At 66.7% G+C, this 17,933-nt stretch carries 18 protein-coding genes; 9 read left to right on the top strand and 9 right to left on the bottom strand.

Annotation, left to right across the window (positions count from 1 at the left end; all coding sequences use genetic code 11):
* Window positions 1-8: 8 nt before the first annotated feature.
* Together leuD and DB708_RS03955 are read left to right on the top strand one after the other, a co-directional pair.
* On the top strand, window positions 9-605 hold the full coding sequence (gene leuD / locus DB708_RS03960) for a 3-isopropylmalate dehydratase small subunit (protein WP_108920665.1): 597 nt from the start codon (window positions 9-11) through the stop codon (window positions 603-605).
* A gap of 214 nt (window positions 606-819) precedes the next feature.
* A complete protein-coding gene (locus tag DB708_RS03955; protein ID WP_108920664.1) occupies window positions 820-1,455 on the top strand; it encodes an HU family DNA-binding protein in 636 nt (211 codons plus the stop codon).
* Between the two features lie 69 nt (window positions 1,456-1,524).
* Here the strand turns inward: DB708_RS03955 and mutT1 are convergent, their stop codons facing one another.
* The 3 genes from mutT1 to cofC all read right to left on the bottom strand — a co-directional run bounded on the left by mutT1 (window position 1,525) and on the right by cofC (window position 5,463).
* Window positions 1,525-2,472 (bottom strand): 8-oxo-(d)GTP phosphatase MutT1, encoded by a 948-nt coding sequence (gene mutT1, locus DB708_RS03950; protein ID WP_108920663.1) that lies wholly within the window; start codon window positions 2,470-2,472, stop codon window positions 1,525-1,527.
* Window positions 2,473-2,542: 70 nt separating this feature from the next.
* Window positions 2,543-4,726, bottom strand: coding sequence for an RNA degradosome polyphosphate kinase (locus DB708_RS03945; RefSeq protein WP_108920662.1), 2,184 nt, complete (start codon window positions 4,724-4,726; stop codon window positions 2,543-2,545).
* Window positions 4,727-4,812: 86 nt separating this feature from the next.
* On the bottom strand, window positions 4,813-5,463 hold the full coding sequence (gene cofC, locus DB708_RS03940) for a 2-phospho-L-lactate guanylyltransferase (RefSeq protein WP_108920661.1): 651 nt from the start codon (window positions 5,461-5,463) through the stop codon (window positions 4,813-4,815).
* A 120-nt stretch (window positions 5,464-5,583) separates the two neighbouring features.
* On the opposite strand from cofC, the gene DB708_RS03935 reads away from it, so the two are divergent.
* Window positions 5,584-6,615: an NAD(P)H-dependent glycerol-3-phosphate dehydrogenase gene (locus DB708_RS03935; RefSeq protein ID WP_108920660.1), complete on the top strand. Its 1,032-nt coding sequence runs from the start codon at window positions 5,584-5,586 to the stop codon at window positions 6,613-6,615.
* Window positions 6,616-6,701: 86 nt separating this feature from the next.
* Complete coding sequence (locus DB708_RS03930) at window positions 6,702-7,844, top strand: D-alanine--D-alanine ligase family protein (RefSeq protein ID WP_108920659.1); 1,143 nt, start codon at window positions 6,702-6,704, stop codon at window positions 7,842-7,844.
* On the opposite strand, the gene DB708_RS03925 is transcribed toward DB708_RS03930, so the two are convergent.
* On the bottom strand, window positions 7,841-8,410 hold the full coding sequence (locus DB708_RS03925; RefSeq protein ID WP_108920658.1) for a DUF3515 domain-containing protein: 570 nt from the start codon (window positions 8,408-8,410) through the stop codon (window positions 7,841-7,843). The two genes, DB708_RS03930 and DB708_RS03925, sit on opposite strands and share 4 nt — an antisense overlap.
* Before the next feature lie 154 nt (window positions 8,411-8,564).
* Between DB708_RS03925 and DB708_RS03920 the strand changes: the two genes are divergently transcribed.
* Together DB708_RS03920 and DB708_RS03915 are read left to right on the top strand one after the other, a co-directional pair.
* The gene (locus tag DB708_RS03920; RefSeq protein ID WP_108920657.1) at window positions 8,565-9,533 is read left to right on the top strand and encodes a thiamine-phosphate kinase; all 969 of its coding nucleotides are present in this window, start codon (window positions 8,565-8,567) and stop codon (window positions 9,531-9,533) included.
* A gap of 9 nt (window positions 9,534-9,542) precedes the next feature.
* Window positions 9,543-10,226, top strand: coding sequence for a uracil-DNA glycosylase (locus tag DB708_RS03915; RefSeq protein WP_108920656.1), 684 nt, complete (start codon window positions 9,543-9,545; stop codon window positions 10,224-10,226).
* A gap of 8 nt (window positions 10,227-10,234) precedes the next feature.
* Here DB708_RS03915 and DB708_RS03910 read toward each other — a convergent pair whose 3' ends face one another.
* The 4 genes from DB708_RS03910 to DB708_RS03895 are packed head-to-tail and all read right to left on the bottom strand — an operon-like array spanning window position 10,235 to window position 13,970.
* The gene (locus tag DB708_RS03910; RefSeq protein WP_108920655.1) at window positions 10,235-11,065 is read right to left on the bottom strand and encodes an oxidoreductase; all 831 of its coding nucleotides are present in this window, start codon (window positions 11,063-11,065) and stop codon (window positions 10,235-10,237) included.
* Window positions 11,065-12,312, bottom strand: coding sequence for a hypothetical protein (locus DB708_RS03905; protein WP_108920654.1), 1,248 nt, complete (start codon window positions 12,310-12,312; stop codon window positions 11,065-11,067). Before DB708_RS03905 ends, DB708_RS03910 begins: the two co-directional genes overlap by 1 nt.
* Window positions 12,305-13,522, bottom strand: a complete 1,218-nt coding sequence (locus DB708_RS03900) for a sulfotransferase family protein (protein ID WP_108920653.1) — start codon at window positions 13,520-13,522, stop codon at window positions 12,305-12,307. Before DB708_RS03900 ends, DB708_RS03905 begins: the two co-directional genes overlap by 8 nt.
* 4 nt (window positions 13,523-13,526) lie before the next feature.
* Window positions 13,527-13,970, bottom strand: coding sequence for a nuclear transport factor 2 family protein (locus DB708_RS03895; RefSeq protein WP_108920652.1), 444 nt, complete (start codon window positions 13,968-13,970; stop codon window positions 13,527-13,529).
* 84 nt (window positions 13,971-14,054) lie between these two features.
* Between DB708_RS03895 and DB708_RS03890 the strand changes: the two genes are divergently transcribed.
* Together DB708_RS03890 and DB708_RS03885 are read left to right on the top strand one after the other, a co-directional pair.
* Window positions 14,055-14,945 carry an SDR family NAD(P)-dependent oxidoreductase gene (locus tag DB708_RS03890; protein WP_108920651.1) on the top strand — a complete coding sequence of 297 codons (891 nt, stop codon included), beginning with the start codon at window positions 14,055-14,057 and terminating at the stop codon, window positions 14,943-14,945.
* A 2-nt stretch (window positions 14,946-14,947) separates the two neighbouring features.
* On the top strand, window positions 14,948-15,769 hold the full coding sequence (locus DB708_RS03885; RefSeq protein ID WP_108920650.1) for a mycofactocin-coupled SDR family oxidoreductase: 822 nt from the start codon (window positions 14,948-14,950) through the stop codon (window positions 15,767-15,769).
* 20 nt (window positions 15,770-15,789) lie between these two features.
* On the opposite strand, the gene rpmB is transcribed toward DB708_RS03885, so the two are convergent.
* Window positions 15,790-15,984, bottom strand: a complete 195-nt coding sequence (rpmB, locus tag DB708_RS03880; RefSeq protein ID WP_108920649.1) for a 50S ribosomal protein L28 — start codon at window positions 15,982-15,984, stop codon at window positions 15,790-15,792.
* A gap of 267 nt (window positions 15,985-16,251) precedes the next feature.
* Here rpmB and DB708_RS03875 point away from each other — a divergent pair, with 267 nt between their 5' ends.
* Window positions 16,252-17,931 (top strand): DAK2 domain-containing protein, encoded by a 1,680-nt coding sequence (locus DB708_RS03875; RefSeq protein ID WP_108920648.1) that lies wholly within the window; start codon window positions 16,252-16,254, stop codon window positions 17,929-17,931.
* The last annotated feature ends 2 nt before the right edge of the window (window positions 17,932-17,933 follow it).

Below are 17,933 nucleotides of genomic sequence, written 5' to 3'. Positions count from 1 at the left end.
GGACGAAGATGGAAGCCTTTCACACTCACACCGGGATTGGCGTGCCGCTGCGGCGCTCCAATGTCGATACCGATCAGATCATTCCTGCGGTGTATTTGAAGCGCGTCACCCGAACTGGGTTCGAGGACGGCTTGTTCGCGACGTGGCGCTCAGATCCGTCATTCGTGCTCAATCTCAGTCCATTTGACCGAGGCTCGGTCTTGGTCGCCGGACCCGACTTCGGGATCGGTTCGTCGCGTGAGCATGCGGTGTGGTCACTGATGGACTACGGGTTCCGGGTCGTCATCTCGTCTCGATTCGGTGACATTTTTCGGGGCAACGCGGGCAAGGCGGGGCTGCTGGCCGCCGAAGTCGGCCAGGACGGAGTGGAACTGCTTTGGAAGCTCATCGAGCAGAGTCCGGGACTGGAAATCACTGCCAATCTTCAAGATCGAAATATCACCGCGGGAACGACGGTGCTGCCGTTCACGATTGACGACCACACCGCATGGCGACTGCTCGAAGGTCTTGACGATATAGCCCTTACGCTGCGGAAACTCGACGAGATTGAATCTTTCGAGACGGCTCGTCCGGACTGGAAACCGCGCACTCTGCCCGCCCCTTGATCGGTCGATCGGGATGACATTTTGCCCGGATCCTCTTAGATAGCAAGGCTTATTTTTCGCCTGCGTCACTAGCCAAGGGCGGCAAGCAGATTGCGGAAATTCTTGTCGCTTGGCCGTGAAATTGCGCGTGGCGCTTGGAAATTTGCTAGGTAAGGGTTTACCGTGTTCGCTAGTCGGTTCCCAAAAAAGGAACCACTGGCTTCGGAGGGTTTGGATGAACAAAGCAGAGCTCATAGATGTGCTCACACAGAAATTGGGCTCGGACCGTCGGCAGGCGACCGCCGCCGTCGAGAATGTTGTCGACACCATTGTGCGTGCGGTGCACAAGGGCGACAGCGTAACCATCACTGGGTTCGGTGTGTTCGAACAACGGCGCCGCGCAGCGCGTGTGGCCCGTAACCCGCGTACCGGTGAGACGGTGAAGGTAAAGCCGACGTCCGTCCCCGCGTTTCGTCCGGGTGCTCAATTCAAAGCGGTTGTCGCTGGCGCACAGCGCCTCCCGTCGGAAGGACCGGCCGTGAAACGTGGAGTTGTAGCAGGCGCAGCCAAGAAGGTTGCGAAGAAGGCGCCCGCCAAAAAGGCTGCCGCCAAGAAGGCGCCCGCCAAGAAGGCGCCCGCCAAGAAGGCTCCGGCCAAGAAGGCCGCAGTGAAGAAGGCGCCCGCTAAGAAGGCGCCAGTGCGCAAGGCCGCAACCAAGGCTCCTGCCAAAAAAGTTGTGAAGAGGGCTCCGGCCAAGAAGGCGCCCGCTAAGAAGGCGCCAGTGCGCAAGGCCGCAACCAAGGCTCCTGCCAAGAAGGCTGTGAAGAAGGCTCCGGCCAAGAAGGCCGCAGTCAAGCGCGGCCGCAAGTAAGGCAGTAACCGAGTTCAGACGCGAATACCCTTCGGGCGGCAAGTCTGCCCCCGGAGGGTATTTCGTGTGTCAGGCTCGGACGTTGGCGGCCAGCGCGCCGCCGATGTGATCGGCTCCCACCAGTCGGCCGTCGGACAGCGACAGCACCCAGGTGCTGCCTTTGTGGTTGCGGGATTTGTCGGGGTCCACCCCGTCGCGCTGGCACCACCATTCGATCAGATCCGGAATCACCTTGCCCTGCGAGCAGATCACCGGTGTGCCCTTGTGTTCGGCGATGCGCAGCATCCGGTGTCGGCCGCGTTTGGGGCTCTTGGCGTATGACTCCTCGGTGAGGGTGGGCTCGTTCTCGATCGGCACACCCAGCTCCTCGGCGAGCGGTTCGACCGTCTGGTGGCAACGCACCCGATCGGCGGCGAACACGTCGGTGGCACCGAACGCCATCAGCTGTGCGACCAACGCCTCGGCCTGTGCGCGCCCTCGTTTGTCCAATGGCCGCTTGGTGTCGTCTCCCACAAAGCGTGACTTCCGGCCGGCGGTGCCGTGCCGGACCACCAATACCGTTCGGGTATCTGCTGGTTGTTTAGTGAAGCGCTGCAACACGTTTCGGTCTTGGGCGTAGTCGAGTTTCTTCATCGCGTCGGCGACGGGCAACCAGATCAACTCGTCGACCTCTTTGCCCGGTTCGAATTCGCCACCGGTGCTGCGGGCCGCCCAGTAGTACACCTTTTTGACGCCCTGATCGATCGGATAGCTCACCTTGTTCAGGCGCCTGCCGAGCACACAGTGTTGTCCGGTCTCCTCGAGCACTTCGCGCACGGCGGCCACCGGTGCTGTTTCGCCGGGGTCCACTTTGCCTTTGGGCAGTGACCAGTCGTCGTAGCGGGGGCGATGGATGACGGCGATCTCGAGCTCGGGGTTGGCCGAATCGGCGCAGGCTTGCCGCCACAGCACCGCGCCTGCGGCGTAGACGATGCGCTTCCCGGAGCGCCGACCGCCTGACGAGTTCTGGTCCGACACCTCACTCCTGCAGGTCAATTCGGCCAGCGCCACGCCGGCCTGGGGTGGCCTGGAAAACTACCACACCGCGTCAGGCGCTGCGGTGCCGCTCCATCAATGACTCCTGGTGGTCGCGCACAGAATGACCTTCGCGCGGCGACGCGATCCACTGCCCGTCCGACTCGAGCTCCCAGCACCGGGTGGACGGATCCAGCGCGGACTCGAACAAGTCGTTCAGATATGCGGTCAGCTTCGAATCCTTGACCTGAACCAGCGCCTCGACCCGCCGGTCGAGGTTGCGGTGCATCATGTCGGCGCTGCCGATCCAGAACTCGTTGATGCAATTGAAATGCATGATCCGCGAGTGCTCCAGGAACCGGCCGAGGATGGAACGGACCGAAATGTTCTCCGAGAAACCTTCGGTGCCCGGGCGCAGCGCGCAGATACCCCGCACCACCACCTCGACCCGCACGCCGGCCCGCGACGCGCGATACAGCGCGTCGATCACCTGCTCGTCGACCAGAGCGTTCATCTTCATCCGGATCCGGCCGCCGCCACGTTCGCGGTGGGCGGCAATCTCGCGCTCGACGCGCTCGACGATGCCGGTGCGAATGCTGTGTGGAGCAACCAGCAGGTTGCGGTAGGAGACCTTGCGCGAGTAGCCGGTCAGCGAATTGAATAAGTCCGTCAGGTCGGCCCCGATCTCCGGGGAGGCCGTGAGCAGACCGACATCCTCGTACAGTCGCGCGGTCTTCCCGTTGTAATTGCCGGTCCCGATGTGGCAGTAGCGCCGGATGGTTGAGCCTTCGCGGCGCACCACCAGGCAGGTCTTGCAGTGCGTCTTGAGTCCGACGTACCCGTAGACTACGTGCACGCCCGATTGCTCAAGGGTGCGCGCCCAGCGGATGTTGGCCTGCTCGTCGAAGCGAGCCTTGATCTCCACCATTGCCACGACTTGTTTTCCGGCCTCGGCGGCTTGGATCAGTGCCCGAACGATCGGCGAGTCACCGGAGGTGCGGTAGAGCGTCTGCTTGATCGCCAGCACGTTGGGGTCGGCGGCGGCCTGCTCGATGAATCGTTGCACGCTCGTGGAGAACGACTCGTACGGATGGTGAAGCAGCACATCGCCTTCGCGCAGCGTCGCGAAGATGCTCTTGGGTGTCTCCCGGTCGGCGAAGGCGGGACTGGTGGCCGGAATCCAGGTGCGGTCTTTCAGTGCGGGCCGATCCACTCCGTAGATCTGCCACAGCCTGGAGAGGTCGAGAAGTCCGGGGACTTCAATGACGTCACCGGGATTCACGTCGAGTTCGCGCAGCAGCAGCTCCAACATGCTCTCGGTCATGTCGTCGGCGACCTCGAGCCGCACCGGCGAACCGAACCGCCGGCGCGCCAATTCCCGCTCCAGTGCCTGCAGCAGGTCCTCGTCGCGGTCCTCTTCGACCTCGTAGTCGGCGTTGCGGGTAATGCGGAACGCGTGGTGCTCGACGATCTCCATGCCCGGGAACAGCATCGGAAGGAACGCCGCGATCAGCTCTTCGGTTGGCAGGTAGCGGACGACGGCTTGGCCCTCGTCCCCGTCGCCGCGGCCTTGCAGCTCGACGAAGCGATTGACGTTGTCGGGCACCTTGACTCGGGCGAAGTGCTGACCGCCGTCATCCTTGACCGTGACAGCCAGGTTCAGGCTCAGGCCGCTCACGAACGGGAACGGGTGCGCCGGGTCGACGGCGAGCGGGGTCAGGACCGGGAAGACCTGCTCGTTGAAATAGGTCTGCAGTTGGTCGCGCTCGGACTGATCCAGATCGGCCCACGCGACGATATAGATGCCTTCTTGCGCGAGCGCCGGTCGCACCGAGTCGAGGAACTCCCGGGCGTGCCGGGTGGCGATCCGCTGTGTCTGCTCGCCGATGCGGGCCAGTTGCTCACGCGGTGTCAGGCCGTCGGCCGAGCGGACAGACAGTCCCATCTCGTCGCGGCGCTTGAGGCCGGCCACCCGGACCATGTAGAACTCGTCGAGGTTGGACGCGAAGATCGCCAGGAACTTGGCTCGCTCCAGCAACGGCAAAGAGGTGTCGGCGGCCAAGGCCAGCACACGGGCGTTGAAGTCCAGCCAGCTCAGTTCCCGGTTGAGGTACCGGTCCTCGGGCAGCGCATCGTCGATCGCGGCGGGGGTGGTGGCCGGCGGTGCTCCCACGGAGCTCTCTGCGGATTGCCACGCGGTTTCGTCGAGACGTGCTTGCGCTTCGATATCGGTCACGATGGAATCATTGCTCATCACCCGCTGGTGCTGCTAGCGCTCGGTAGAGATCCACATGTCGTTGGCGAGTCGTTCATCCGCCAGACAGGTTTGCCAGGCGCCTTTTCTCAGTGCTGAGCGATCGCGCGGGCGGTTGCCGGTCCGACACCGAGACGGCGGGCGGCCACCAGGTCAGCGGGAGTGTCGACATCGCAGCGCAAGCCGGGCCACGCGCCCGTCAGCTCGATCGCGCCCGAACGACGGTGCCGCGCGGCCGAATCCGAACCAAAGTGTGGATCCAATGTGGCACCGAATGCGCATAGTGCCGCGGTCCCGGTTGCCAGCCGGTCGGCAACGAAGGAGCGTCGATGCTGGCGTGCGGCCGCGATCGCGTCGGCCAGCTCTTGTGTCTGCAAGGCAGGCAAATCACCTTGCAGAGCAATAACATTGGAGAAGGATTGGGCGACTGAGCTTTCGGCGGCGGCGATGGCGTGATTCAGGGGATCTTCATGGTCTTCGGGTGTCGGGTCGGCGAGCACCTGTGCTCCGAGCCCCACTGCCGTGGCCGCCGCGGCCTCGTCGGGTGTGATGACGGTGATCGAGCCCACCGATCCGACCCCCGCCGCGGCTGTCACGGTATCCACCAACATCGCCAGCACCACGGTCTCCCGGGTCCGCGCCGAGAACACCGGAGCCAGCCTGGTCTTGGCGGCGGCCAGCCGCTTGACGGCGATGATCAACGCGATATCGCCGGCACCATCACGCCGTGTGCCGCTCATGGCTCAATCCTGCCAGCGCGGCGTTTCGCCCCGGTCGCGAGCATCATGGTGACGGTCGCTCATCCTGTTCTAGGGTGTATCGGCTGCAGATGCCGCGTTGATGACAGATCGGGATGAGAAATGGCGAGCACATCGGGCGCCGTCGCGGTAATGGGCGCCGGAGCATGGGGAACCGCGCTGGCCAAGGTGCTGGCCGAGGCCTCCGAAGGAGCCGGCGCGCCGGATGCCGAGATCGCCCTGTGGGCCCGGCGATCCGATGTCGCCGAGCAGATCAACGCCACCCGATACAACCCCGCCTACCTGCCCGGCACCGCGCTGCCGCCGGGCATCCGGGCCACCGCCGATGCGGCCGACGCGCTGCGCGGCGCGACGACGGTGTTGCTGGGCGTGCCGGCGCAGAACCTGCGGAGCAACCTCGAGCAATGGGCTCCGCTGATCGCCGACGGTGCGACGCTGGTCAGCCTGGCCAAAGGTATCGAGTTGGGCACCCTGATGCGGATGAGCCAGGTCATCGTTTCGGTGACCGGCGTCGACCCGTCGCAGGTCGCGGTGATTTCCGGGCCGAACCTGGCCAGTGAAATCGCCGAATGTCAACCCACCGCCACCGTCGTCGCGTGCAGTGACTCCGGCCGGGCGGTCGCCTTGCAGCGCATGCTGAACACCGGGTACTTCCGCCCGTATACCAACAGCGACGTGGTCGGCACCGAAATCGGCGGGGCCTGCAAGAACGTCATCGCGCTCGCGTGCGGGATGGCGGCCGGCGTCGGCCTGGGCGAAAACACCGCCGCGGCGATCATCACCCGCGGTCTGGCCGAGATCATGCGGCTGGGCATCGCGCTGGGCGCCAAGGGTGCGACGCTGGCCGGCCTGGCGGGTGTGGGTGACCTGGTGGCCACCTGCACGTCGCCGCATTCGCGCAACCGCTCAATGGGTGAGCGCCTGGGGCGGGGCGCGACGATGCAGTTAGCGCTGGAAGGAAAGGAAGGGCACGTTGTCGAGGGCGTGACCTCCAGCGAATCCGTGCTCGCGCTGGCGTCCAGCTACGACGTCGAGATGCCGCTGACCGACGCGGTGCACCGGGTCTGTCACAAGGGACTGTCGGTCGACGAGGCGATGGCGCTGCTGTTGGGCCGCACCACCAAGCCGGAGTGACGCCGTCGAGGCGGTGGCCAGCAAAAACTCAGTCAAGGACCGGCCACCCGACCCGTTGGCGGCCCAGGCGGTAGCCTCTCCAGGTTGTGAACGCCAGCGACGGGACGGGCCGGGCACCCGGGTCACGGGGTAGCCGGGTGCGGGTAGCCGTCATCTTCGGTGGGCGCAGCAACGAGCACGCCATTTCGTGTGTGTCCGCGGGCAGCATCCTGCGCAACCTCGACCCGCAGCGATTCGATGTGGTCGCGATCGGGATCACCCCGGCAGGGTCGTGGGTGCTGACCGACGGCGACCCGGACGCGCTGGCGATCTCAAACCGGCAGTTGCCCGAGGTGACCACCGAGTCGGGCACCGAGCTGGCGCTGCCGGCGGATCCGCAGCGCGGTGGCCAGTTGGTATCACTACCGCCCGGCGCCGGTGAAGTTCTCGGCTCGGTGGACGTGGTGTTCCCGGTGCTGCACGGCCCCTACGGCGAGGACGGCACGATCCAGGGTCTGCTCGAACTCGCTGGGGTGCCGTACGTCGGAGCCGGTGTGCTGTCCAGCGCCGTCGGGATGGACAAGGAATTCACCAAGAAGCTGCTTGTCGCCGAGGGTCTTCCGGTCGGCGCGTACGCGGTGCTGCGCCCATCGCAGCAGACGCTGCCCCGCCAGGAACAGGAGCGGCTGGGGTTGCCGGTGTTCGTCAAGCCCGCACGCGGCGGTTCGTCGATCGGTGTCACCCGGGTGGCACGCACCGACGAGCTGGCGGCCGCGGTGGCCGAAGCTCGCCGGCACGATCCGAAGGTGATCGTCGAGGCTGCGATCAACGGTCGCGAGCTGGAATGCGGCGTCCTCGAAATGCCAGACGGCGCAATAGAAGCCAGCACGGTAGGGGAGATCCGGGTGGCCGGCGTGCGCGGCCGCGAGGACAGCTTCTATGACTTCGCGACCAAATACCTTGACGACGCAGCCGAATTGGATGTGCCCGCCAAGGTCGACGACGACATCGCCGATGTCGTGCGCCAATTGGCGATCCGGGCGTTCAAAGCCATTGACTGCCAGGGCCTGGCCCGGGTCGACTTCTTCCTCACCGACGACGGACCGGTGATCAACGAGGTCAACACGATGCCGGGGTTCACCACGATCTCGATGTACCCGAGGATGTGGGCGGCCAGCGGCGTCGACTATCAGACTCTGCTGTCGACCATGGTCGAGACGGCCTTGGCCCGGGGTACGGGTCTGCGCTAACGCTCGCCGGGCCGAGCGGGATCGATCGGCACCGCGGTGATGATGCGATCGATGACCTCGGACAGCTGCTGGATCGGTGTCGGCCCTGATCCCGACGGCAGGGTCAGTGCGAGATACACCGGCCGATCGACCGTGTACCAGGTGGATCTGCCTGCGTCACCGGCGGATTGCTGTTCGGCGGCCACTTCGAACCACTGCACCCGGTCGACGATCTGGATCGCAGATCCCACCACGAAGCCGGTCGGGCGGTCCAGCCCGCAGCGCAATACCACCGGCTCGCTGCCGGTTCCGGCGCGCCAGGCGGTCGCACCCTGCGGCGCGGGCTGCGCCAGCGCCGCGCGCTGGTAGTCCCCGAGCCGCTGCGGCAGCGCCGCCGACAGTGCGTGGCATGCGGAACTGTCGGCCTGGGGCGCCGGCACCGAGGGAAGGGCGACAGGCTGCGGCGGTGCTTGACGGGTTGCCGCGATGACAAGGACGATTCCGATCGCGACGACCGCCACCGCAACCGCGGCGATCAGCAGGGCCCGTGGCGGTCCGCCTGGGTCGTCTGTGTCCGAACTTGCCATCACCGCCCGGACATCGACGCAACAGCATCGACCACCCGGGCACCTCCCATCTCATACACTGGCGCCGTCCGCTTGCGCGGGCAGGGACCAAACTTACCGCAGGTCGGACCATGGTACGAGGGCCTTAGGTCCCCGAGCCGCCCGAGGAGGTGACATGCGCGAAGAAGTAGCCGGGGAGTCGCCCACCTTAGGGCAGCTCGGTGAATTCGCCGTCATCGACCGGCTGGTCCGCGGGCGCGCGCAGCCCGATGCCGTGCTGCTGGGGCCCGGCGACGACGCGGCGGTGGTGTCGTTCGACGACGGCCGCACCGTGGTGTCGACCGACATGCTGGTGGCCGGCCGGCATTTCCGGTTGGACTGGTCGGCGCCCCGCGACGTCGGCCGCAAGGCGATTGCGCAGAACGCCGCGGACATCGAGGCGATGGGCGCACAGGCCACCGCATTCGTGGTCGGCTTCGGCGCACCGGCCGATACGCCGACGGCGGACGCGGACGCTTTGGTCGACGGAATGTGGTATGAGGCAGCGCGACTCGGCGCCGGCATCGTCGGCGGCGACCTGGTCAGCTCCCCGCTATGGGTGTTGTCGGTGGCGGTGCTGGGCGACTTGGGCGGTAGGGCGCCGGTGTTGCGTTCCGGCGCGAAAGCCGGCGCAGTGCTTGCCGTCGCCGGCGAACTGGGCCGCTCTGCTGCCGGATACTCGCTGTGGGACAAGGGGATTGGCGGGTTCGACGAACTGCGCGCCCGCCATCTGGTGCCCGAGCCGCCCTACGGTCAGGGTGCGGTGGCCGCGGGGGCGGGTGCTCAGGCGATGATCGACATCTCCGACGGTCTGGTCGCCGACCTGCGGCACGTCGCCGAGGCGTCCGGTGTCGGTATCGACCTGTCCACCGCGGCGCTGGCTCCCGATCGCGACGCGCTGGGCGCGGCCGCGGCGGCGGTCGGTGCCGATCCGTGGTCGTGGGTGCTGGGCGGTGGTGAAGACCACGCGCTGGTGGCCTGTTTCACCGGCCCGGTGCCATCCGGGTGGCGCGTCATAGGTCAAGTGCTCGACGGGCCGGCCCGGGTGCTCGTCGACGGCGCCGACTGGCAGGGGTACGCGGGCTGGCAGTCGTTCGAGGGTTAGGGTTGCGCGGTGACCGCACGTCCGTTGGGTGAACTCGTCGAGCAGGGCTGGGCGGCTGCGCTGGAGCCGGTGGCCGAACAGGTGACCCAGATGGGGGAGTTTCTGCGAGCCGAGATCGCGGCGGGCCGCAAATACCTACCGGCCGGGCAGAACGTGTTGCGCGCCTTCACTTTTCCATTCGACCAGGTGCGGGTGCTGATCGTCGGGCAAGACCCCTACCCGACACCGGGGCATGCTGTGGGCCTGAGCTTCTCGGTGGCTCCCGAGGTGCGTCCGCTGCCGCGCAGTCTGTCCAATATCTTCGACGAATACTCCGCCGACCTGGGGCACCCGCAGCCGTCGTGCGGCGATCTGACGCCCTGGGCGCAACGCGGCGTGCTGCTGTTGAACAGGGTCCTGACGGTTCGTCCGAGCAACCCGGCGTCGCATCGCGGCAAGGGCTGGGAAGCGATCACCGAGTGTGCCATCCGTGCGCTGGTGGGGCGGTCGCGGCCGATGGTGGCGATCCTGTGGGGTCGCGACGCGTCGACGCTCAAACCGGTGCTGGCGGAGGGCAACTGCGTGGCGATCGAGTCGCCGCACCCCTCGCCGCTGTCTGCGTCGCGGGGATTCTTCGGCTCGCGCCCGTTCAGCCGCGCCAACGAACTACTCGCCGGGATGGGAGCCGACCCGGTCGACTGGCAGCTGCCGTAGGCCGGCGCTCACGACTCCGGGAAGTTCACGTCCTTGGTGACGGCCTTCCACTCCTCGATCGAGGCCGACATCGCTGTGATCTTGTCGCGCATGGCCTTCAGCACGTCGCGGCCCAGCAGTAGCCGCAGCGGTGGGTCGTGGAGCGTGGTCACCATCAGCACCGCCTCGGCCACCTTGCGTGGGTCGCCCGGCAGGTGATCGGCGAATTGCTTGATCAGGTCCTTGCGTGCTGCCACGTCGGCGTAGGCGGCAATCGGGCTGCCCGATTCCTTCATCGACCGGGTTGCCCAATCGGTACGAAAGGCTCCCGGCTCGATGGCGGTCACCTTGATGCCCAGGGGTCGCACCTCGGTGGCCAGCGCCTCGGTCACCGCTTCGAGCGCGAACTTGGTCGACGAGTAATAGGCGTTGGGCGGGTTTGCCACCAGACCGGTCATCGAGGAGATATTGATGATGTGCCCCGATCCGCGCGCCCGCATCGCGGGCAGCACCGCCTTGATCATGTCGACGGACCCGAAGTAGTTGACGTCGAACAACTTTCGAACCTCGGCGTCCTCGCCCTCTTCCACCGAAGACAGGTAACCGTGACCGGCGTTGTTGACCAGGACGTCGATACCGCCGAACGCCTGGTCAGCCACCGTCACCGCCGCCGCGATCTGGTCGGCATCGGTCACGTCGAGGGCCACGGCCACGGCTCGTTCCCCGAATTCGTCGGTGAGATCGGTCACCGCTTCGGCCCGCCGCGCGGTCACCACCACGCTGTGGCCGGCTGTTAAGGCGACGCGGGCGATTTCGCGGCCGAAGCCGGTGGAACAGCCGGTGATCAGCCAGCGCGACATCAACAGATCGTCCCTTCCGGTAGCCGGCGCAGATAGGCTTTGCGCCGGTCGGCCAGTTGTGCGGCGCGCTCCTGGGCGCTCACCCGCGGCAGGTGCGGCACCTCGGCGTCGAGCCGGTCGAGTTTGATCACCCGGCCGCGCGCGCCAAGGTCTGCACGCGGACCGGTCTCGCCGAACTCCGCCATGCGCAGGGTCAAGATGGCCTCCCGCAGGCCATCGGAGTCGATCCAGTTCGCCACGCCGGGATCGACGGGCGAGATCACGTAGGTGTACGTGCCGTCCTCGCCGGCGACCGACTGCGCCTTGTTGAGGCTGCCGGTGCGGTCGACGAGATCGAGTGTGGTGCCCCAGATATTGCTCAGCGGAACGGTGAAGTATTCGGCGCCGCCGTCGCTGAGGTCGACCACGAACGCTTCGTCGGGCTCGAGCTCGAAGCGGCCCATCACATAGACCTGGTTGCGCATCGCGCCGACTTTGTCGGCCGACCACGCCAGGTTGAACTGGTTGGCGGGCATCTTGTACACGCCGTGGCTGAGCTTGCCGGTGAAGTTGGCGAAGTAATCCATCATCGCGGCGGTGGCCTCGGCCTGCTCGTCGAGGGTGCGCGCGGGCGTTGCGGGATGGCCGCCAAGCCGTTGCGCCTCAATATGATTGGGGTCGTCGCGGCCCCAGTCCAGCAGCACGTCACGGATGTAGAACTCGTGGGCCGCCGCAGAAGCCTGCACGTGATTGGGTCGCCCGTTGGCGGGCTCGGCGTCGACGGTGATGGTGTAGCTGCCGTCGGAGTCGACCACCATGGTGCGACCGTTGAGCACGTTGACGGTGCCCATGTTCGCATCCCACAGCGTGAAGTAGTTCTCGGTCATGCGGTGCTCGCCGACCCGGCCGTGGATCTCGTAGCGCTCGTCTCCCGAGATCGGGATCACCCGGTACACGCTGTCGGGATTGTCAATGCCCCAACGTGATCCGGGAATGTTTCGGCCTTCCACCGGGTGGGCGAGCCGGGTGATGCAGCTGACCTTGGGCCGCAGCTTGTCCTGATTGGACGACCACACCGCCGCGGAGAACATCACCTCGGCGAATGAATCGTCGAACCGCTCGCGCATCGCATCGGATGCCTTGGCGCGGCCCAGCCAGGTCTGCGCCACGCTGCGGTAGGCGGCTTTGACGGTCGGATGCTCGATCAGGTCGAGGGCGGCCAGCTCTTGTTCGCGCTGGGATGCGGTCGAGACTGGATCGTCAGGCATGTGCTGTTCCTCCGATGTGCTGTTCAAAGCGCTTGTTGTACAAAGCGAATCGCTCGTCGACCTGTTCGGGAAGCAGACCGTAGTTGTCCAGTCCGTAGGGCGGGCGGGCCGCCTCGCGGGGACGCTCGTGCAGCCAGCGCCGCATCGCGTCCTCGGCGGCATCTATCAGCGGCAGGCCAATGGCGTCGTAGACGCGGGCCACCTGCCCGATCGGATCGGCCACCGCCTCGTCGTATCCGATGTCGGTGACCACTGTGGCCTCGCCACCGGTTTGGCGGGCCCACCCGTCGCGAGCCGACATGGCCCGGTCGTTGGTCCAGCCCATCCGCGCCAGCCACTGCGCGCCGACCCGGTGTACGTCGACGGTGTCGGCGTGCATCGCGTGCAGCGTGGCGTTCAGACTGGCGCCCGAGGCGATCGTGGTGCGCGGGTCGCGATGCATGTGCACCACGTGCAGGCCGGGAAACCGTGCTGCCAGCTTGTCCAGATAGCCCAGGTGCGCAGGCGATTTCAGCACCCAGCGCGGTGCTTGGAGTCCGCCCCCCGAACAACGTTGCCGCTTTTGCCACTGAACGAATTGCAACATGCGGTGCAGGTGTTCGTAGGCGGGGGAGAAGTCCTGCTCGTCGAGCCAGGACCGGTAATGCGGAAGGTGGGCTCCTGATTCGGGGACATGGGACAAAAACGCGTCAGCCAGGAAAACGATTTCTTCCTCGGCTTCTCCTGCGTACATCGGGTGGATGGCGAACAGATCCGGCGCCAGCTCACGGGTTTTCGTTTCGCGCGCTCGGCTGATCGGGATGCGCGGATCGACGACATCGCTGAACCGATAGTCGAGCTTGGGCGCGACCTCGACGACCTCCCACCCGTAGGCGCAGATGAAGCGCGGGTCGGCGGCCAGCAGTCGTTGCAGCAGCGTGGTGCCGCTGCGCATCATCCCGACGACGACGATTGGCGCGGCGACCCGCTCCTCGAGGATCTCCGGGTGGCGGCGGATCCACTCCTGGGTGCGAAGCCGCATGCGCAGGCTGTGCACGATGCCCGAGCTCAGGATGTGCAGCCCGATGGCGTTCAGGTCGGCCCGCGCGTAGTCGTCCAGCAACACCTGCAGTGGACCCTCGAATTCGCCGGGGCCCCAATCGGTCAGGGTCTCCTTGCGCTGCGCGTCGGCCTGCACCGCGGCTAAGTCAAAAGCGCTCGAGGCTGCCACGCGTTCAGAACTTCAGGTGCTGGCTGACATCGCCGAGCTGGTCGACGAACATGATGCGGCTGTCGAACCACCAGGCGCCGTCCACCCGGTGAAAAGTGTCTTTGTAATGCCCAGTGACGATCACTTGCAGCGGAAGATCCGGGGTGGCCTGCGTGACGCAGTAGTAGGACGTGCTGCGTGCGGTCCCCGCGCCGTCGTCGATGTGGAGCTGCACATTGCTGGTGTTGTGCTTGGTCTTCGGGGTGCCGTCGTCGTAGATGCGGGTGGCCATGTCGTACATCTGCCGCACCCGGGCGGATCCCTCGAACACCGTCTCCGGCGGACCATCTTCCATGCCGCAGATGCGGCCATGTTCGAAAAGCCCGGCAACCCCGTCCAGGTCACCACCGTCGAGGAGCTCGGCGTAGGTGTAGATCAGGTTGGTGATTTCTCGCGCGCTGTCACTCATGCCAAGCCACTCCTGTGCCGTTTGCAGACCATGTTGGCAGAACTGACCCAACTTACATAGAACCGCCCATTACTCTTAGTCGCCGTGACGTTACCTTGGACGCCGAGCCGCCTCGGCAACTTGACCGGCAAGCGGGTCATCGTGACCGGAGCCACCAACGGCGTTGGGCTGGGCACCGCGCAAGCGCTGGTCAAAGCCGGCGCCCAGGTGATCCTGGCTGTACGCAACACCGACCTTGGCAAGCAACGGGCCGAACAGATGGGTGGCTCGACATCGGTGGTCAAACTCGATCTCGCCGACCAGTCGTCGGTGCGAGCCTTTCCCGATCAGGTGGACGGCGATATCGACATCCTGATCAATAACGCCGGCACGCTCACCGATCGACGCACCGACACCGTAGACGGCTTCGAGATGACGCTGGGCACCAACCTGCTGGGACCGTTCGCGCTGACCAATCTGCTGTTGCCGCGGGTGCGTTCGCAGATCATCAACGTCGGCTCCGATGCGCACAAGTCGGCCACCCTGCGACTCGACGACCTGCACCTGCGCCGCAACAAGTGGACGAGGCTCGGTAGCTATGCCATGTCGAAGCTCGCGGTGATGCTGTGGGGGCTCGAGCTGGACCGCCGGCTGCGCGCCGCGGGATCGCCGATCGTCAGCCAACTCACCTACCCGGGGTGGGTGGCCTCGAACCTGTCCAATCTCTCGGACGCACCGCTGATGTCGCTGGCCCACAAAGCCGTCACGGTGGTGGCCGACCGGCTGGCCAACGACATCGACGAAGGTGCGGCGCCGACCTTGTACTGCATCAGCGAGCCGGTTCCGCCGGGCAGCTTCGTAGGCGTCAGCGGCAGGCTTGGCCTGCGCGGCGAGCCGGCCATGATCGGTCGCACACCGCTGGCGTGCGACTATGACGCGGCCGCCCGGCTGGTGGCCTTCGCCGAAGAACAGACCGGGACAACGCTGGAGGTATAGCCATGGGTGAACTCGACAACTCGGTCGCCGTCATCACCGGTGCAGCGCGCGGCCAGGGCCGCAGCCACGCCGTGGCGCTCGCCGAACAGGGCGCCGACATCATCGCCGTGGACATCTGCGCCGACATCGACGCGATTCCCTACCCGCTGGGGAGCAAGTCGGATCTCGACGAGACCGCACGGCTGGTCGAAGCCGCAGGTCGCAAGGCCGTGACCGTCGTCGCCGACGTCCGCGACCTGCCCCAATTGGAAGCGGCGGTGCAAAGCGGCATCGACGATCTCGGGGAGGTCGATATCGTCATCGCGAACGCCGGAGTGGTGGCGATCGGCGACCCGGAAATCCATTCCGAGCCGGTGTTCAACTCGATCGTCGACACCAATCTCAAGGGGGTCTGGCACACGCTGCTGGCGACGGTGCCGTCGATCGTCCGCAAGGGCCGGGGCGGGTCGATCGTGCTGGTCAGTTCGTCGCAGGGCCTGACCGGTCGGGGCGGCGACGGCAGCGCCGCAATGTTCGCCTACGCCGCATCCAAGCACGGCGTGGTGGGGCTAATGCGTTCGGCCGCCAATGCGTATGCGCCACACAAGATTCGGGTCAACTCGGTGCACCCGAGCGGTGTCGCCACACCGATGATCATCAACGACTTCGTGGTGAACCGGATGCTGGAGAATCCGAACCCCGCGGTCGCCCAGATGCTGTTGCCCGACGTGCCGTTGGTCGAACCGCAGGACGTGACGGAAGCGGTGCTGTGGCTGGTCGGTCCCCGGGCGCGCTACGTGACCGGTGTGTCGATACCTGTCGACGCCGGGCACATCGTGATGTAGCCGCGGCCGCTGGCCCCGGACTAGCCCCGGACGACCTTGCCGGCCTTGATGCAGGACGCGCAGGCGTTGACGCGCTTCTTGTTGCCGCCGGGACGAGACACGACGTGCACAACCTGAACGTTGGGGTCCCAGCGCCGGCTGGTGCGGCGGTGGGAGTGCGACACCGACTTACCGAAGCCGGGGCCTTTCCCGCAGATATCGCACACAGCGGCCATCGTTGTAGCTCCTCAAATGTTCGGGGGTCCGGCACGGATAAGGTCGAGACGCGCCGCGACAGTTTAGGATACCGACTGAGGTGGGCAACCACCAAAACGATCCACAACTGACGGCGGCGCACCTCTGATCCTGTCGCTGTCGCTGGCTAGGCTCAATAGGCCGGTCAGCCCTTGCCGGCAAGGGGTGGCTCGCGGGCAGCCGCCACGTGCGTCATCGCCGCGCTACGCTGGCGCCCGCCGGCCGCTGGCTGCGAGGAGGTGGGTCAAGTGGGCAATCCGGAACGTCTGCTCGACGCGCCGGCCCTGCGGGACTGGGCGCACGCCGCCGTCAGCGACCTGATCACTCACATCGACGAGATCAACCGCCTCAACGTGTTCCCGGTCGCAGACTCCGACACCGGCGCAAACATGCTGTTCACGATGCGTTCCGCGCTGGCCGAGGCCAACGCCGGGATCGGTGCCGACAGCGGCCCCGGATGCGTTGCCCGGGTCGCCTCGGCGCTGTCGGTGGGCGCGCTGAACGGTGCGCGTGGCAACTCCGGGGTGATCCTGTCGCAGATCCTGCGCGGCATCGCCGACGTCACCGCGACCGCGGCCGCCGATTCCGGCGGTGAACTGCCGCAGCTGGACGCGGTGCTGCTCGGGGCCGCGTTGCATCGCGGCGTCGAGCTGGTGATCAGCTCGATGGGCGGCCAGGAAGTCTCGGGAACCATCGTCTCGGTGCTGCGGGCCGCTGCCGACGCCGTCGACGGCAGCGCGCGCGACGGGCTGGCCTCGGCGATCACCGCGGCCGGCGACGCGGCCGTTGTCGCGCTGGAGAAAACCCCTGAACAGCTGGACGTTCTTGCGGACGCCGGTGCCGTGGACGCCGGCGGGCGGGGTCTGCTGGTGCTGCTGGACGCGCTGCATTCGACCGTCATCGGGCAGGCGCCGGCCCGCACCATCTATGAGCTCTCGCCGCGGGCGCAGCCCGCAACGGATGTGACCAAGCGGCCGGCGCCGCAGTTCGAGGTGATGTATCGGCTGGACGGGTGCAATCCGCCCGCCGCGAACGCCCTGCGGAACCGGCTGATGAAGTTGGGTGACTCCGTGGCCATCGCCGCCGCGCCGTTCACCAACCAGGCCAGCTACTCGGTGCACGTGCACACCGATGACGCCGGGGCCGCGGTCGAAGCGGGCGTGGCGGCCGGACGGCTGAGCAAGATCGTGATCTCGGCGCTGAGTTCTGGGATCACCGGGCTGCCCGCGGGCAGTTGGACCAAGGAACGGGCGGTGCTGGCGGTCGTCGACGGGGACGGCGCCGCGGAGCTGTTCGCCGGCGAGGGCGCCCAGGTCCTGCAGCCCGCCCCGGAGGCAGGCGACCCGACCACCGCCATCAGCGCTCACCAGCTGATGCGGGCCGTCGTCGACGCCGGTGCCGCGCAGGTGATGGTGCTGCCGAACGGCTACGTGGCCGCCGAGGAACTGGTCGCCGGCTGCACCGCGGCCATCGGCTGGGGCATCGAGGTGGTGCCGATACCGACGGGGTCGATGGTGCAGGGGCTGGCCGCGCTGGCCGTGCACGAAACCGACCGGCAGGCGGTCGACGACGGCTACACGATGGCGCGCGCCGCCGGCAGCGCGCGATACGGATCGGTACGCATCGCCACCGAGAGCGCGTTGACCTGGGCGGGTCGCTGCCAGCCGGGCGACGGTCTGGGCATCGCGGGTGACGAGGTGCTGATCGTGGCCGCCGACGCGGCGGGGGCGGCGATCGGCCTGCTCGACCTGCTGTTGGCTTCGGGCGGCGATCTGGTGACGGTGCTGGTCGGTGTCGGCATCGACGACGGCGCCGCTGCGGTGACCGCCGTCCTGCACAAGCACGTGCACGACCATCATCCGGGCACCGAGCTGGTGACTTACCGCACCGGCCACCGCGGCGACGCCCTGCTGATCGGGGTCGAGTAATC

Origin of the sequence: Mycobacterium montefiorense (assembly GCF_003112775.1) — a bacterium.
GTDB classification, from domain to species: Bacteria; Actinomycetota; Actinomycetes; order Mycobacteriales; family Mycobacteriaceae; genus Mycobacterium; species Mycobacterium montefiorense.
This window is presented reverse-complemented; position numbering and strand designations above follow the sequence as displayed.